The 13,089-nt window shown below is 65.8% G+C and carries 11 protein-coding genes; 2 read left to right on the forward strand and 9 right to left on the reverse strand.

From position 1 onward, the window contains the following. Positions 1-44 precede the first annotated feature (44 nt). Positions 45-869, forward strand: coding sequence for a peptidase (locus ACESLR_RS01445; protein WP_373024045.1), 825 nt, complete (start codon positions 45-47; stop codon positions 867-869). 39 nt (positions 870-908) lie between these two features. Here the strand turns inward: ACESLR_RS01445 and ACESLR_RS01450 are convergent, their stop codons facing one another. Both ACESLR_RS01450 and ACESLR_RS01455 read right to left on the reverse strand, forming a co-directional pair. Then, positions 909-1,868: an alpha-E domain-containing protein gene (locus tag ACESLR_RS01450; RefSeq protein ID WP_373024044.1), complete on the reverse strand. Its 960-nt coding sequence runs from the start codon at positions 1,866-1,868 to the stop codon at positions 909-911. A gap of 1 nt (position 1,869) precedes the next feature. Then, entirely contained in the window at positions 1,870-3,318 is a 1,449-nt protein-coding gene (locus ACESLR_RS01455; protein ID WP_373024043.1) for a circularly permuted type 2 ATP-grasp protein, read from the reverse strand. 137 nt (positions 3,319-3,455) lie between these two features. Here ACESLR_RS01455 and ACESLR_RS01460 point away from each other — a divergent pair, with 137 nt between their 5' ends. Further along, on the forward strand, positions 3,456-3,734 hold the full coding sequence (locus tag ACESLR_RS01460; RefSeq protein ID WP_373024042.1) for a hypothetical protein: 279 nt from the start codon (positions 3,456-3,458) through the stop codon (positions 3,732-3,734). Positions 3,735-3,978: 244 nt separating this feature from the next. On the opposite strand, the gene ACESLR_RS01465 is transcribed toward ACESLR_RS01460, so the two are convergent. From ACESLR_RS01465 to nusA, 7 genes are all read right to left on the reverse strand, one after another. After that, positions 3,979-4,596, reverse strand: a complete 618-nt coding sequence (locus ACESLR_RS01465; protein ID WP_373024041.1) for a class I SAM-dependent methyltransferase — start codon at positions 4,594-4,596, stop codon at positions 3,979-3,981. Between the two features lie 67 nt (positions 4,597-4,663). Continuing rightward, the gene (gene pnp / locus ACESLR_RS01470) at positions 4,664-6,751 is read right to left on the reverse strand and encodes a polyribonucleotide nucleotidyltransferase (RefSeq protein ID WP_373024040.1); all 2,088 of its coding nucleotides are present in this window, start codon (positions 6,749-6,751) and stop codon (positions 4,664-4,666) included. A gap of 122 nt (positions 6,752-6,873) precedes the next feature. After that, complete coding sequence (gene rpsO / locus ACESLR_RS01475) at positions 6,874-7,143, reverse strand: 30S ribosomal protein S15 (RefSeq protein WP_018867806.1); 270 nt, start codon at positions 7,141-7,143, stop codon at positions 6,874-6,876. A gap of 112 nt (positions 7,144-7,255) precedes the next feature. Next, entirely contained in the window at positions 7,256-8,215 is a 960-nt protein-coding gene (gene truB / locus ACESLR_RS01480) for a tRNA pseudouridine(55) synthase TruB (protein WP_373024038.1), read from the reverse strand. 31 nt (positions 8,216-8,246) lie between these two features. Continuing rightward, positions 8,247-8,708 carry a 30S ribosome-binding factor RbfA gene (rbfA, locus tag ACESLR_RS01485; protein WP_373024037.1) on the reverse strand — a complete coding sequence of 154 codons (462 nt, stop codon included), beginning with the start codon at positions 8,706-8,708 and terminating at the stop codon, positions 8,247-8,249. Then, complete coding sequence (infB, locus tag ACESLR_RS01490) at positions 8,708-11,467, reverse strand: translation initiation factor IF-2 (RefSeq protein WP_373024036.1); 2,760 nt, start codon at positions 11,465-11,467, stop codon at positions 8,708-8,710. Before infB ends, rbfA begins: the two co-directional genes overlap by 1 nt. 63 nt (positions 11,468-11,530) lie before the next feature. Continuing rightward, on the reverse strand, positions 11,531-13,027 hold the full coding sequence (gene nusA, locus ACESLR_RS01495; protein WP_373024035.1) for a transcription termination factor NusA: 1,497 nt from the start codon (positions 13,025-13,027) through the stop codon (positions 11,531-11,533). Positions 13,028-13,089: the final 62 nt, after the last annotated feature.

The following is a 13,089-nucleotide window of genomic DNA, read 5'->3' on the forward strand; positions in this document are numbered from 1 at the left end:
GCCCTAGTATGCCGTCACTGCCTTGCCCGGAAACCCGCGCCCCCATGACCTACTGTGTCGCCATCGATCTGGACGACGGCCTCGTCTTCGCCTCCGACTCCCGCACCAACGCGGGCGTGGACCAGGTGAGCACGTACAGCAAGATGCACACCTTCGAGATCGAGGGGCAGCGAGTCTTCGTCGTCCTCACCGCGGGCAATCTGGCCACCACGCAATCGGTGGTGCAGCAGCTCAAGCGCGACATGGAGGAAGGCGCCGAGGAAAGCCTGGCGACGGTGGAACGCATGTCGGATGCCGCCGAATACCTTGGCCGGCTCAACCGGGAAGAGGCGGAGAAGCACTCCGAAGCATTGTCCCGCTCCGGCATCAAGGCCGAGGCCACCCTGATCATCGGCGGCCAGATCGGCGACGACACCCCGGCGATCTTCATGGTCTACCCGCAGGGCAACTACATCACCACCTCGCAGCAGACCCGCTTCCTTCAGATCGGCGAGAGCAAGTACGGCAAGCCGATCCTGGATCGCATCATCGAACCGGCCACCCCGCTGGGGGATGCCGCGCGCTGCGCCCTGGTCTCCATCGACTCGACCATTCGCTCGAACCTGACCGTGGGCCCGCCGATCGAGGTGATGGTCTACGAGCGGGGCACCCTGACCTTCGACCATTACCTGTGCCTGGAGACCGACGACGCCTACCTGCGCTCGCTCACGCAGGCCTGGGACACCAACATCAAGAAGGCCTTCACCGAGCTGCCCCGCTTCGACTGGGAGTCCGCCCACGCGCGCAAGCAGCGCGGGACCCGCGTCAGCCGCGGATCCGGCAAGTCGGCCGCATCCTCTTCCGGCAAGCCGAAAAAGTCCCGCCGCTGAACGGATCGCAGCTTCACCCGCGATCCGTCCAATACCTCCCTATGCCGCCTGAGTCTGGGTTTGCACCGGCGCGATCCGGAACCAGGTCTCCACGTTCGCACCGTGGATATCCCCGATATCCCGCTGCAGCACATCCATGAAGGCATGCAGGCCGTCTTCCGCGATCAGTTCCTCCACATGCGCACTGGAGGCGTGGCGGCGCGCCTGGATGACCAGACGCAGCGGCAGTTCGTTGCGTGGCAACTTCTCCAGCGCATCCTGCACCTGAGTCAGGGTGTGGGTCACCGAACGCGGGAAGGCGGTGTCCTGCAGCAGGAACCGCACCACGTCCACACCGTTGATCCGCCTCTTCACATGCTGGCGGTACATCTGGAAACCACTCCCGGAGCGCAGGATGCTGGTCCATAGCAGTCCTTCGTAGGGGTCGGGGTCCTCGCCGTCCTTTTTCAGGAGTTTGAGTGCGCCCACGTCGACATGCCGGGTGGACATGTCGGCTCGCTCCAGATTGCGACCCAGGCGGATGAAGTCATAGGCCGCATCATGACTCATGGTGCCGGCCAGCAGCCCCGTCAGGGTCTGGCAGCGCTGAACCACCTCGGAGAGAAACTCGAAACGGCCGCGCTTGCCGATGCCCTGGTCGATATGGTCACGGGCGAACAGATACAGCTCGTTCATCACCTCCCACGCCTCGGAGGGAACCAGGTCGCGGGTGGTACGCACATTCTCGCGCGCCGCCTGCAGGGAGTTGAGCACCGAACTCGGGTTGTCGGCATCCGCCAGCAGGAATTTCACACAATTGCGCTCATCGTCCCGCTGATAGTGATTGTCGAACAGGCCCTCGTTGCCGGTGACCTCCACCAGGCCCTTCCACGACACCTGCACCGATTTCGGCATGTCCAGCGACAACAGATTGAAGGCCGTGACCATGCGTGCCGTATTCTCGGCGCGCTCGACATAGCGCGCCATCCAGTAGACGCGTTCGGCGACTCTCGAGAGCATCTCAGTTCTCCTCGTCCACGATCCAGGTGTCCTTGCTGCCCCCGCCCTGCGAGGAGTTCACCACCAGTGAACCCTTGCGCATGGCCACGCGCGTCAATCCGCCGGCGGTCACGTCGGTGCGTACGCCTTGCAGGATGAACGGGCGCAGGTCCAGGTGGCGCGGCTCGATCTCGTCGCCGCACAGGGTCGGTGCCACGGAAAGATCCAGCGTCGGCTGAGCAATGTAGTTGCGCGGGTCCTTCTTGATCAGCTGGGCAAACTCCGCCCGCTGCTTCTTGGTGGCGTGCGGGCCGACCAGCATCCCGTAGCCGCCGGACTCGTTGGCCGGCTTCACCACCAGCTCGTCGAGATGGTCCAGCACATAGGCGCGGTCCTTCTCGTTCACGCACAGATAGGTCGGCACGTTGGGGATGATCGGTTCCTGGTCCAGGTAGTAGCGGATGATGTCCGGCACGTAGGCATACATCACCTTGTCGTCCGCCACGCCGGCGCCGGGGGCGTTGGCCAGCCCGACGTTGCCCTGGCGCCAGGCCCGCATCAGGCCGGGCACGCCCAGCATGGAGTCGGGGTTGAAGACCTCCGGATCGAGGAACTCGTCATCGATGCGACGGTAGATCACGTCGACGCGCTCCAGCCCGTCGATGGTGCGCATATAGACGCAGTCGTCGTCCCCGACCACCAGGTCCGCGCCCTCCACGAGCTCGGCACCCATGCGCTGGGCGAGGAAGGAGTGCTCGAAATACGCGGAGTTGTAGATGCCGGGTGTCAGCACCGCGATCTCCGGGTAATCCTGCGGCCGCGGCGAGATGGACGCCAGCATGTCGAACAGCTGGGTGGGGTATTCGTCCACCGGCAGGATGCTGGAGCTCTCGAACATCTCCGGGAACACGCGCTTGGTGACCTGGCGGTTTTCCAGCATGTAGGAGACCCCGGAGGGCACCCGCAGGTTGTCCTCCAGGACATAGAATTGCCCCGACCCGTCGCGCACCAGGTCGGTGCCGCAGATATGCGCCCACACGCCCTGCGGCGGCTTGATCCCGATGCATTGCTCGCGGAAGTTCTTCGACTGGTTCAGTACATAGCGCGGGATCACCTTGTCCTGAAAGATCCGCTGCTCGTTGTAGATGTCGTCAATGAACAGGTTCAGCGCATTCAGCCGCTGTTCCAGGCCGGCCGAGACCTGATCCCACTCCTTGCGCGCGATGACCCGGGGGATGATGTCGAACGGCCAGGCGCGATCGATGTTCTCGCCCTCGGTGTAGACCGTGAAGCTAATGCCCATCTCAAGGATCGCGTTGTCCGCCGACTGCTTGCGGCTGTGAATCTCGCCCTCGTCCAGCGAGGCGAGGTATTCGGCCAGCGCCTTGCCCGGCCCACGGGGCTTGCCCGGCTTTTCGATCAGTTCGTCATAGAACGGGGCGGGGTCGTAGCGCTTCCAGTCGATGGCCATTCGTCGGGGTCCTCTGACGCAGTGGGCGGGGTTCCTCTACAGTAACGCCTTTTCGTAACAGCAGGCGCAACCGCCATGGAAACACGGATCAGCGTCCCGCTCAGGTCTTCGTCCGCCACGTCCCAACCGAGGTTCCCATGTCCGACATACTCGAACAACGGCTGATCGAGCTGTTCCACCACCCGAAGATCCAGGGCTGCAACTGGCAACCGCGACTCTTCTGGCACCCGGCGGCGGATGGTTCCGCCTTTGGTGCGTTGCGGGTGGACGGCCGCGAACTCGAGGTCTTCTTCGCAACGATCATCGGCGAGGCCTCGACCGAACAGGCGGCCCTGGACCAGGAGGAGGACAGCAGGGGCCGCTTCATCGCGGCCAATGCGCGGCGCCACGAACTGCCGCTGTTCACGCGGCGTTGACAAAACGTGGCGTTGTCACAAGCACCGCGATCGCGAGGAGCGCTGCGACGTGGCGACGTTCATGGGCGGCCCCGGGCGCGGGCCGGGGCGAACACGGGGTTTCGTCCGGAGATTACTCGCTGCGCTCGTCCTTCGGACCGGCCTGCGGCCGTTCAACGCGCTGCGCGCTTTTGTGCCGCGGCCCCTGGCCGGAGTCTCGCGATGGTGGTGCTCGTAGCGAAGCCCCACCCGGAAGGACGGCTGTTCAGGCGGGCTTGCGGAACTCGACCTGCTTCCAGTAACCGAACAGGCTGGCCGGGGCGACCATGCAGGGTTCCTGCCCGGTCACGCGCACGAAGTCCTCGTACTCCATGTCCGGGCGAAAGCCCACGGCCTTCGACAGCGGCCGCAGGCATCGCTCGAAGCCCCGGAGCAGCCACTGCTGCGAGGCGAAGTGATTGACCACCAGCAGGCGCCCGCCCGGGCGGCAGACCCGCCACATCTCGGCGAACAGCGCCTCGGGATCGGGTACGACGGTCGCCACGTACATTGCCACCACCGCGTCGAAGCTGTTGTCGGCGAAGCCGAGTTGCTCCGCGTCCATCTCGCACAGCCCCGATACGGCGGGCAGGCCACCGTTCAGGCGGTCGCGCGCGACCTCCAGCATCTCCCGGGAGACGTCGATGCCCACAACCTCGCAGTCGTCCGGGTAGTCCGGCAGCGAGATACCGGTACCCACGCCAACCTCCAGGATTCTCTTGCCGGAAAGAGGTGCCAGGGTTTCCTGCGCACTCGCACGCCCCGTGGCGAACACCCGCCCGAACGTCGCGTCGTAATGGCGGGCATACCGGCGATAACTCTTGCGAATACTGACGAGGTCCATGCCGAAACGTCCCGAATCTGAATGGTCAGGTACCGGAATCCGGTGCCCCTGAACGAACGGTGTCCGATCAGGATTCGGGTTCGACCGCCTTCATGCTCAGGCGGATGCGACCCTGCTTATCCACCTCCAGCACGCGAACCGTCACGGAATCACCCTCGGACAGGAAATCGCCTACGTTCTCGACTCGTTCGTCGGAGATCTGCGAGATATGCACAAGGCCGTCACGGCCCGGCAGGATCGACACGAACGCGCCGAAATCCATGATCTTGGCCACCTTCCCGGTGTACTGGCGACCCACCTCGATATCCGCGGTCAACTCCTCGATGCGCCGCTTGGCCTCGAGCCCGGCGGCCTGGTCGGTGGAGGCCACCTTCACCGTACCGTCGTCCTGGATGTCGATGCTTGCGCCGGTCTCCTCGGTCAGGGCACGGATGGTCGCCCCGCCCTTGCCGATCACGTCGCGGATCTTGTCCGGGTTGATCTTCATGGTGATGAAACGCGGCGCATGGGACGACATCTCTTCACGGTGCCGCGGCAGCGCCTCGTTCATGCAGCCGAGAATATGCATGCGGCCGTCGCGCGCCTGCGCCAGTGCCTGCTCCATGATCTCGCGGGTGATGCCGTCGATCTTGATGTCCATCTGCAGGGCGGTGACGCCGTCCGAGGTCCCCGCGACCTTGAAGTCCATGTCGCCCAGATGGTCCTCGTCGCCCAGGATGTCGGATAGCACCGCGAAGCGTTCGCCTTCCTTGATCAGCCCCATCGCGATCCCCGCGACGGGAGACTTCAGCGGGACCCCGGCATCCATCAGCGCCAGCGAAGTGCCACAGACAGAGGCCATCGAGCTGGACCCGTTGGATTCCGTGATCTCGGAGACCACGCGGACTACGTAGGGGAAATCGGTCTCGCTTGGCACCACCGCCTGCACACCGCGCTTGGCCAGTCGCCCGTGGCCGATTTCACGGCGCTTGGGCGTGCCGACGAAACCAGTCTCGCCGGTGCAGTAGGGCGGGAAGTTGTAATGCAGCATGAAGCGGTCGCGGCGCTCGCCTTCCAGTGCGTCGATCACCTGCGCGTCGCGGTCCGTCCCAAGGGTTGCAACCACCATCGCCTGCGTCTCGCCGCGGGTGAACACCGCGGAACCGTGCGCGCGCGGCAGGACACTGGTATCCACCGTGATTGGCCGGACCGTCTTCGTGTCGCGGCCGTCGATGCGCGGGTTGCCGTCAAGGATGCGATCCCGCACCAGGCGGTACTCGAGGTCATGGAAGGCCGTCTTCACGTCATCCGCGCTGGGGCCGGACTCGTCCTCGCTGGCCAGGGCCTCCACGGCCTTGGCCCGCAGCTCCCCGATGCGCTGGGTGCGTGCCTGCTTCTCGGCGATCTGGTACGCCTCGACGAGCTCGCTGCCGATCACGCCCTTGATCGAATCCTCCAGCGACTCGATGGATGCCTGCGGCTGCCAGTCCCAGGCGGGCTTGCCGGCCTCGGCGGCCAGCTCCCGGATCGCCTGGATGGCAGCCTGCATCTGCTCGTGACCGAACATCACCGCGCCCAGCATCGCCTCTTCGGACAGCTGATTGGCCTCGGATTCCACCATCAGCACGGCGTTCTCGGTACCCGCCACGACCAAGTCCAGGTCGGATTCCTCCAGGGCGCTGTAGGTCGGGTTCAGCAGGTACTCGCCGGCGCGGTAACCGACGCGCGCGGCACCGATCGGGCCGGCAAACGGCACGCCGGAAAGCGCCAGCGCTGCGGAGGTACCGAGCATCGCGGGGATGTCGGGGTCCACTTCGGGGTTGATCGACATCACGGTCGCAACCACCTGGGTCTCGTTCTTGAAGCCCTCGGGGAACAGCGGACGGATCGGGCGATCAATCAGACGGCAGGTCAGGGTCTCCTTCTCGCTCGGACGTCCCTCGCGCTTGAAGAACCCGCCGGGGATCTTGCCGGCCGCATAGGTGCGTTCCTGATAGTTCACGGTCAGGGGGAAGAAGTCGCGCCCGGGATCGGCGTCCTTGCGGGCGACCACGGTGACCAGAACCACGGTCTCGGCCATGTTGACGAGGACGGCGCCACTGGCCTGGCGTGCGATGTCACCGGTCTCGAAGGTGACGGTATGGTTTCCGTACTGGAATGACTTCTTGTATGCCACGTTATTTCCCGTTTCCCGTGTTCATGCGACATTGATGCCTGAATTCTAGCCTTCGCGGGACGTTTGCGCGGCCCCGAAAGCGAACGGGCCCGCACCGGTGGCGCGGGCCCGTTGTGCCGGCCTTAGCGGCGCAGCCCAAGCTCCTGAACCAGGGCCTGATAGCGGTCCTGGTCGTGGCGCTTGAGGTAGGTCAGCAGCTTGCGACGCTGGCTGACCATCTTCAGCAGCCCGCGGCGCGAGTGATGATCCTGCTTGTGCTTGTCGAAATGCCCCATCAGATGCTGGATGCGGGCCGTCAGCAGCGCAACCTGGACCTCGGGCGAACCGGTGTCGTTGGCATCGCGCTTGTGCTTCTCGACGATGGCCGATTTTTCTTCGGTAGTGAGCGACATGAAAACCTGACTCCTGAGATTTCTAGACCGTTAATCGACCAGTGGCGCTGGCGATAGGCGCGCAATGGTAGCACGACGCGCGCGGCCATGAACAGAAAACAACCGGGCGCACTCAGACCGGCGGCACGAACAGACGCCGCGCCCGAACCTGCCCCTGATCGTCGCGCACGCCCACCGCCAGGAAGCGACGGTCGGCATCACATATCCGCACCAGCGGCCAGCCGGTTTCCGGCTCCAGCGGGGCATCGGGCGCACCCGGGGACTGTTCCAGTACCGCCTCGGCGCCGGCCGGATTGCCATGACGCATGGCAGCGCCGGCGGCCGCATCCAGCGTCACGGCCGGCCAGTGCGCCAGTGCCGTCTCCGCGGGATGCAGCAGGGCCTCGATGGCGGGCGCCCCACCTGCCTCGAAGGCGGCCTCGATGGCCTCCAGCGACACCATCGCGGACGCATCGAAGTGACCATGCCCCACTCGGTGCAGGGTATCCACCGCCGCGCCACAACCCAGTGCGTGGCCGATATCGGCCACCAGCGAACGGATATAGGTCCCCTTGGAGCAATGCACGTCAAGACGCAGGCGATCCGGGGCCGTCTGCTCGATGCGGAGGGAATGGATCCGCACGACGCGCGGGGGCCGGTCAACCTCCATGCCCTGACGGGCGAGTTCGTACAGCCGCCGGCCCTGGTGCTTCAGTGCCGAGACCATGGGCGGCACCTGCGCCTGTTCGCCACTGAAGCGCTGCTCCAGTTCGCGCAACGTCGCCGGCGCGATTTCCGGGACAACCGCCTCGCGGATCACCGCGCCATCGAGATCCGCACTGTCGGTCTCCACACCCAGGCGCGCCTCGGCGATGTAGCGCTTGTCCGCATCCAGCAGCCAGCCGGAGACCTTGGTGGCCTGCCCGAAGCACAACGGCAGCAGGCCGGTCGCCCGCGGATCCAGCGCCCCGGTATGACCGGCCTTCTTCGCCTGCAACAGATACTTGACCCGGCCAAGCGCCTGGTTGGAACTGCGCCCGCGCGGCTTGTCCAGCAACAGGATGCCGTCGACCTCGCGCCGCTTGCCCGCCATGGAAGAACCGTCCGGCCGGATACGCGCGGGCTCAGGCCCCGCGTTCCGGTCCTTCGCCGGGCCCGCGTCCGTCATCCCCGTCTTCATCCGGAGCATCGTCCGTCCGCGATTCCGCGTCGTCGGCATGATGCGCCCGGTCCTCTGCCAGCGCCTGGTCGATCAGCGAAGACAGATGGGCACCGCGCTCCGGGGTGTCGTCGTAGACAAAGCGCAGCTGCGGCACCGAGCGCAGCCGCATACGCTGGCCCAGTGCCCGGCGCAGGAAGCCGGCCGCATTGTTCAGCCCTTTCTGCGCTTCCTGGCCCTTTTCGGCCCCCCCCAGCTGGGTGAAGAACACCCGGGCATGGGCGAGATCGCGCGAGACCTCGACCCCGGCCAGGGTAATCATGCCGACGCGCGGATCCTTGACCTCCATGCGGATCAGCTCGGCCAGCTCGCGCTGGATCTGCTCGCCGACACGGTCCGACCGATGGAAATCGCGGTTTCCGGGCATCAGAGCGTCCGGGCCACCTCGACGCGCTGGAAGACCTCGATCTGATCACCCGCCTTCACGTCGTTGTAGTTCTTCACCGCGATACCGCACTCGGTACCCGCCTTGACCTCGCTCACGTCCTCCTTGAAGCGACGCAGGCTCTCCAGCTCGCCCTCGTAGATCACGACGTTGTCTCGCAGCACGCGAATCGGGTTGCCACGCTTGACCGAGCCCTCGACCACCAGGCAGCCCGCGACCTGGCCAAAGCCCGAGGCCTTGAACACGTCGCGCACCTCGGCCAGACCGATGACCTCTTCGCGGATCTCCGCCGACAGCAGGCCGGACAGCGCCTGTTTCACGTCGTCGATGGCCTCGTAGATGACCGAGTAATAGCGCACGTCGATGTCGTTCTCGGCCGCCAGGCGCTTGGCCCCGGCATCGGCACGCACGTTGAACGCGATCACGATCGCCTCGGAGGCCATCGCCAGGTTCATGTCCGACTCGGAGATCCCGCCCACACCGGCGGACACCACCTTCACCCGGACCTCGTCGGTCGACAGCTTGACCAGCGACTCGCGCAGCGCCTCGGCCGACCCCTGGACATCCGCCTTGATGAGGATGTTCACAGTGGCGATCTCGCCTTCCTGCATCTGGTTGAAAATGTTCTCCAGCTTGGCTGCCTGCTGCGCGGCCAGCTTGCGCTCGCGCTGCTTGGTGTCGCGGTGCTCGGCCACCTCGCGGGCGGTCTTGTCGTCCGCGACCACGAGGACCTCGTCGCCCGCCTCGGGCACGCCGGAGAGCCCGAGGACCTCCACCGGCATCGACGGGCCGACTTCTTTCACCGCCGTACCGGTATCATCGAACATCGCCCGCACGCGACCGTATTCCTTGCCCGAAAGCAGGATGTCGCCGTGCTTGAGCTTGCCGGACTGCACCAGGATAGTCGCAACCGGGCCACGGCCCTTCTCCAGGCGCGATTCGATCACCACGCCACGGGCTGGACCTTCGTCCGGGGCCTTCAGCTCCATCACCTCGGCCTGCAGGCCCAGGGCCTCCAGGAGTTCGTCGATCCCCTGCCCGGTATGGGCAGAGACATGGATGAACTGGGTATCGCCGCCCCAGGCCTCCGGGATCACTTCGTGCTGGGCCAGTTCGTTCATGACCCGGTCCGGTTCGGCTTCTGGCTTGTCGACCTTGTTTACCGCGACCACAACGGGCACACCCGCCGCCTTCGCATGCTGGATCGCCTCTATGGTCTGCGGCATCACGCCATCATCCGCGGCCACCACCAGGATCACGATGTCGGTGGACTGCGCGCCCCGGGCCCGCATCGCGGTGAACGCGGCATGGCCGGGCGTATCCAGGAAGGTCACGCCGTCGTGGTTGTTCTTCACGTGGTAGGCGCCGATGTGCTGGGTAATCCCGCCGGCCTCGCCAGAGGCGACCTTCTCCTTGCGGATGTAGTCCAGCAGCGAGGTCTTGCCGTGGTCGACGTGTCCCATGACCGTGACCACCGGGGGACGCGGCTTGGCCTCGGCGTTCTGCTCGAGACCGGTATCGATCTCGTCTTCCACCGACGTCTCCTTCGCAGCAATCGGCTTGTGACCCATCTCCTCGACCACCAGCATCGCGGTGTCCTGATCGATGGACTGATTGATGGTCGCCATCACGCCCATGCCCATCAGCGCCTTGATCAGTTGCGGCGCCTTGATCGCCATCGCCTGGGCCAGATCGGCCACGGTGATGGTCTCCGGCACTTCGACTTCGCGCACCACCGGAGCGGTCGGCTTGGCAAAGCCGTGCTTGCTGGTCACCGCCTGAGCGGCGGCGGACTGAGCCTTGCGGCTCTCGCCCTTCTTGCGGCGACCGCGACGATCGCCGGCCACGTGCAGTTCCTTGCGATCGTCCTTGCGACCGCCCTTGCGGGCGCCCTTGCCGGACTTGGCATCGCCTTCCGGCGCCGCCGGGGCGGCCGCCCGCGACGCGGCTTCGCGCTCCAAGCGTGCCTGCTCTTCCTTCTCGCGCTTGGCTTCCTGGGCCTCCAGTTCCTTCTGGCGACGCTTCTGACGTTCCTCGCGTTCGGCGGCTTCCTGCTTGCGCACCTCGGAGGCCTTGCGCTGGGCCTCGCGCTCGGCCTCGACCTGCAGCGCGAGTTGCTCGGTCCGGCTCAGCGGACGCTTCGGCTTGGCCGGCGCCTCTTCAACGGGCTCCGGTTCCGGCGCGGGCTCTTCGGCCGGCGCCTCTTCAGCGACCTCGGGTTCCGGCTCGGCCGGCGTCTCTTCAACGGGTTCCGGCTCGGCGGCGGGCGTCTCTTCGGCGGCCGGGGTCTCCTCCACCGGCGCCTCGGCCGCGGGCTCTTCCACCGGGGCGGCGGACGCTTGGGTCTCCTCGGGGGCCTCCGGAGCCGGGGCCTGTTCCTCGGCCGCCGGTGCCTCTTCCACCGGCGCCTCGGGCTGGGCCTCGGCCGGCTTGCGCTTCAGGGTGCGTTTCTTGCGCACCTCGACGTTGACCGTCTTCGAGCGCCCCTGACCGGAGCTGACCTTGAGGGTCTGCGCCTGGGTCCGACGCTTCAGGGTCACGCGCCCGGACTCGCCGCCCTCGCCGTGCGACTGGCGGAGGTGATCGAGCAGCTTGCGCTTTTCGGCATCGGTAATCGCCGCCTCGGGACCATCGACGTCGACGCCCGCCTCCTTGAGCTGAACCATGAGGCGGTCAACCGGTGTCCCCACCGATTCCGCGAATTGCTGCACTGTCATTTGCGCCATGGCGCCTACCTCCATTCCAGATTCTTTTCAGGCCAGCCGACAGCCTGTGATACGGGTTCGCGATGCCAGCGACCGGGGTTAATCCCCGGTCTCGAACCACGGGGCGCGCGCCGTCATGATCAGCGCCGACGCCTCTTCCGTATCCAGGCCGGTCATCTCGACCACATCGTCGGATGCCTGCTCCGCCAGGTCCTCCATGGTGCACACGCCGTGTGACGCCAGCTTGTTCGCCAGCGCCGCCGTCATGCCGTCCATGTTGAGCAAATCCTCCGCGGGCTGATAACCCTCGCGACCTTCCTCGGCCGCGATGGCCTTGGTCAGGAGCGCGTCGCTCGCGCGGTTGCGCAGCTCCTCGACCATGTCCTCGTCGAACTCCTCGATGGCCAGCAACTCGGCCTCGTCCACATAGGCCACCTCGTCCAGGGTGGTAAAGCCTTCCTGGACCAGAATGCCGGCGACTTCCTCGTCGACGTCCAGGGCCCCCATGAAGAAGGTGACCAGCTGCTGTGCCTCGGCCTCGCTCTTCTCGGCCGCCTGTTCCTCGGTCATCACGTTCAGTTCCCAGCCGGTCAGCTGGGAGGCCAGACGGATGTTCTGCCCGCCACGGCCGATGGCCAATGACAGCTTGTCTTCCTCGACCGCGATGTCCATCGACTGCTTGTCCTCGTCGACCACGATGGACAGGACCTCGGCCGGCGACATTGCGTTGATCACGAACTGCGCCGGGTTTTCATCCCAGACGATGATGTCGATGCGCTCGCCGGCGAGTTCGTTGGACACCGACTGCACACGCGAGCCGCGCATGCCAACACAGGCGCCCACGGGGTCGAGGCGCGAATCGTTGGAACGCACGGCGATCTTGGCACGCATGCCCGGATCACGGGCCGCCCCCATGATGTCGATGATGTTCTGACCCACCTCGGGCACTTCGAGCTTGAACAGTTCGATCAGGAACTCCGGCGCCGTCCGGCTGAGGATCAGCTGTGGCCCGCGCGCCTCGGGGCGAATCTCCTTGAGGAAGCCGCGCAGCCGGTCGTTGGTGCGGACCGTCTCCCGCGGAATCATGTGTTCCCGCGGGATCAGTGCCTCGGCATTGTTGCCCAGGTCCACGTAGGTGCCGTTGCGGTCGGTGCGCTTGACGATCCCCATCACCAGCGTGCCGACACGATCCTGGTATTCCTCGACCACCTTGGCGCGCTCGGCCTCGCGCACCTTCTGCACGATGACCTGCTTCGCGGTCTGCGCCGCGATGCGCCCAAAGTCCACGGCCTCGACCCGTTCCTCGATGACGTCGCCCACCTGGGCGTCCGGATTCTTCTGCTGGGCATAGGACAGCAGGATCTGGTACTCCGGGGATTCGAACTCCGGATCCTCGTCGTCCACCACGGTCCAGCGGCGGAAGGCTTCGTAGTCGCCTTCCTCGCGGTCGATACTCACGCGGACGTCCATCTTGCCGCCGTGGTACTTGCGAGTCGCCATCGCCAGGGCCGATTCCAGGGCGTCGAAGATGATGTCCTTCTCCACTCCCTTCTCGTTCGCCACGGCATCGGCGACCAGCAGGATCTCCTTGTTCATGTCTTGCCTCTCCGCACTCGGCAGTCACCTGCCGATTCAACAAAAGCGTAGCAGCACCCTCT

The organism is Thioalkalivibrio sp., from assembly GCF_041685615.1.
GTDB lineage: Bacteria > Pseudomonadota > Gammaproteobacteria > Ectothiorhodospirales > Ectothiorhodospiraceae > Thioalkalivibrio.

Excerpts from the sequence above, each read along its gene's own strand:
- rpsO (WP_018867806.1), bottom strand. The coding sequence starts at position 7,143 with ATGTCGCTCACTACCGAAGAAAAATCGGCCATCGTCGAGAAGCACAAG.
- ACESLR_RS01465 (WP_373024041.1), bottom strand. The coding sequence starts at position 4,596 with ATGGACCTCGTCAGTATTCGCAAGAGTTATCGCCGGTATGCCCGCCAT.
- nusA (WP_373024035.1), bottom strand. The coding sequence starts at position 13,027 with ATGAACAAGGAGATCCTGCTGGTCGCCGATGCCGTGGCGAACGAGAAG.
- rbfA (WP_373024037.1), bottom strand. The coding sequence starts at position 8,708 with ATGCCCGGAAACCGCGATTTCCATCGGTCGGACCGTGTCGGCGAGCAG.
- ACESLR_RS01455 (WP_373024043.1), bottom strand. The coding sequence starts at position 3,318 with ATGGCCATCGACTGGAAGCGCTACGACCCCGCCCCGTTCTATGACGAA.
- ACESLR_RS01460 (WP_373024042.1), top strand. The coding sequence starts at position 3,456 with ATGTCCGACATACTCGAACAACGGCTGATCGAGCTGTTCCACCACCCG.
- infB (WP_373024036.1), bottom strand. The coding sequence starts at position 11,467 with ATGGAGGTAGGCGCCATGGCGCAAATGACAGTGCAGCAATTCGCGGAA.
- truB (WP_373024038.1), bottom strand. The coding sequence starts at position 8,215 with ATGGCGGGCAAGCGGCGCGAGGTCGACGGCATCCTGTTGCTGGACAAG.
- ACESLR_RS01450 (WP_373024044.1), bottom strand. The coding sequence starts at position 1,868 with ATGCTCTCGAGAGTCGCCGAACGCGTCTACTGGATGGCGCGCTATGTC.
- ACESLR_RS01445 (WP_373024045.1), top strand. The coding sequence starts at position 45 with ATGACCTACTGTGTCGCCATCGATCTGGACGACGGCCTCGTCTTCGCC.